The sequence below is a fragment of the Streptomyces niveiscabiei genome, from assembly GCF_001419795.1.
GTDB classification, from domain to species: Bacteria; Actinomycetota; Actinomycetes; order Streptomycetales; family Streptomycetaceae; genus Streptomyces; species Streptomyces niveiscabiei.
Genome location: NZ_LIRL01001294.1, coordinates 1 through 2,376 on the forward strand (window position 1 = coordinate 1; position 2,376 = coordinate 2,376).

3 protein-coding genes are annotated in these 2,376 nt (G+C 72.3%); all 3 read left to right on the forward strand.

The window, feature by feature from the left end; all coding sequences use genetic code 11:
* A partial coding sequence (locus AOK24_RS43265; RefSeq protein WP_055725316.1) for a serine hydrolase domain-containing protein occupies window positions 1-684 on the forward strand: 684 nt, incomplete at its 5' end.
* Between the two features lie 59 nt (window positions 685-743).
* A complete protein-coding gene (locus AOK24_RS43270; RefSeq protein ID WP_055725317.1) occupies window positions 744-1,715 on the forward strand; it encodes a helix-turn-helix domain-containing protein in 972 nt (323 codons plus the stop codon).
* A 179-nt stretch (window positions 1,716-1,894) separates the two neighbouring features.
* Window positions 1,895-2,376 (forward strand): serine/threonine-protein kinase (locus AOK24_RS43275; RefSeq protein WP_159052215.1); only part of this gene is annotated, 482 nt, incomplete at its 3' end.

The window sequence follows — 2,376 nt, forward strand, 5'->3', positions numbered from 1 at the left end:
ATCGCGCCCTCCTCGTACGCGACCAGCGCCGCGTACGAGGAGGGCGCGATCGACCTCGACGAACCCGCCGGTCCCCCCGGCGCCACCGTCCGCCACCTCCTCGCCCACACCTCCGGCCTCGCCTTCGACGAGCACCGGGTCATGGCCCCGCCCGGCGACCGGCGCCTGTACTCCAACGCCGGTTTCGAGCAGCTCGGCGACCACATCGCGAAGTCCACGGACATCCCGTTCCCGGAGTACCTCCGCCAGGCGGTGCTGGAGCCGCTGGGGATGACGGACACGTCCCTGGAGGGCTCCCCCGCGAAGGACGGCACCTCGACGGTCGCGGACCTCGTGCGGTTCGCCGCGGAGGTCCAGGCACCCCGACTCCTCGACCCCCGCACGGTGTTGGAGGCGATGACCGTCCACTACCCCGGTACGAAGGGCGTGTTGCCGGGCTACGGCCACCAGAACCCCAACGACTGGGGCCTCGGCTTCGAGATCCGCGCGGCCAAGTCGCCGCACTGGACGGGCAGTTCGTCGTCCCCGAGGACGTTCGGGCACTTCGGCCAGTCCGGTACGTTCCTGTGGATCGACCCCGACGCCGGGCTCGCGTGCGTGGCGCTGACGGACCGTGCCTTCGGGCCGTGGGCCGTCGAGGCGTGGCCGGAGTTCACGGACGGGGTGCTGGCGGAGGTGCGCTGACAGCGCCCGGAGCGGCAGACTCGGACTCGACGCGCAGGGCGGCGGATCCGAGGTGCCGAATGTGGCTGAACGTCTCGAACCTGGACCTTCCCGCACACGAACAGCTGCCGTTCTGCGGCGAGGTGGTCGCCCGTGAACTGGCGCCGCTCACCCTCACCAGCCTGACCTCCGCGGGCTTTCCCGCACTGGCGTCGGTGCTGGACCTCGACGTCGTACGCGTCGCCACGTTCACCAGTCCGCCCGTGTACCTGAAACGCACCTGGGCGGACATCCGGCGGGCCGACCCGGACACGTACCAGCTGACGTTCGTCTCCGGCACCCCGCTGTGGATCAGCCAGCGGCGCCAGGACTCGGGGCTGGTCTGCGGGGACCTGGTGCTCTTCGACCTCTCGCACCCGTTCGAGGGCGCGGTACCCGACCAGGGCCGCCACACCAAGGTCGTCATCGCGCAACTGCCGCGCTCCGCGCTGACGTTACCCCCGGACAAGGTCCACCAGCTCATCGCCCGGCCGATGTCGGCGCACACGGGCATGGGCGCGATCCTCGCCCGCTTCCTGACCTCCTTGGACACCTACGGCCCCGACTGCGACCCCCACGGTCTCAGCCGCCTCGGCACCACGGCCCTCGACCTGGCCGCCGCCTGCCTCGCCCAGCACCTCGGGGCCTACGACGCCCTCCCCGCCGACACCCGCGAACAGGCCATGCTGGCCCGCGTCAACGCCTTCATCGACCACAACCTCGGCGACCCCGACCTCGACCCGGCCGCCATCGCGGCCCACCACCACATCTCCGTCCGCACCCTCCACGCCCTCTTCCGGCACCAGGGGGAGACCGTGTCCGCGTCCATCCGCCGGCGCCGGCTGGAACGCTGCCACGCCGACCTCACCCACCCCGGACACCGCCGCCGCCCCATCGCCGCCGTCGCCGCCCGCTGGGGCTTCCTGCGCCCCGCCGACTTCAGCCGGGCGTTCCGCGCGGCGTACGGGCTGACCCCGCGAGAACTGCGCCGCTCCGCACGGAACGACAACTAACCCCGCACGCATCCCCAACTCCCGCCCCGCAGACGGCGCGACGATGGAAGGGCACCGGGGGGAGCCCGGTAGCGCCGGCGCTACACGGAACGAACGCATCAGAAAGCTCCTGGCAGTCGTCAAGCTCTCCAGGCCCTCGGTTACCCTCGTCCCCCACAGCGCGTGATCACGGGGGAACGATGGACGGGGCTTTCGGGGCGTTGGAGGCCGGGGATCCGGTGATGGTGGGGCCGTACCGGCTCACGGCGAAGCTCGGGGCCGGGGGGATGGGGGCGGTGTATCTGTCCCATACGGCCGGGGGGCATTCCGTCGCGATCAAGACCGTGCGGCCCGAGCTCGCCGAGAACGCGGAGTTCCGGCGGCGGTTCCGGCAGGAGGTGGCGGCGGCCCGGCGGGTGCAGGGGTTCTACACCGCGCCGGTTCTCGATCACGACGTGGACGGTCCGCAGCCCTGGCTGGCCACGGCGTACGTCGCGGGGCCCTCGCTGGCCGAGGCGGTCGGGAAGCACGGGCCCCTGCCGGTCTCCTCCGTTCTGCTCCTCCTCGCCGGGGTGGCGGAGGCGTTGTCCGCGATCCATGGCGCGGAGGTCGTCCACCGGGACCTCAAGCCGTCGAACGTGCTGCTCGCGGCGGACGGGCCGCGCGTCATCGACTTCGGGAT

Bases quoted from the DNA above. Each gene is read 5' to 3' on its own strand.
- AOK24_RS43270 (WP_055725317.1), top strand. From the start codon at position 744: ATGTGGCTGAACGTCTCGAACCTGGACCTTCCCGCACACGAACAGCTG.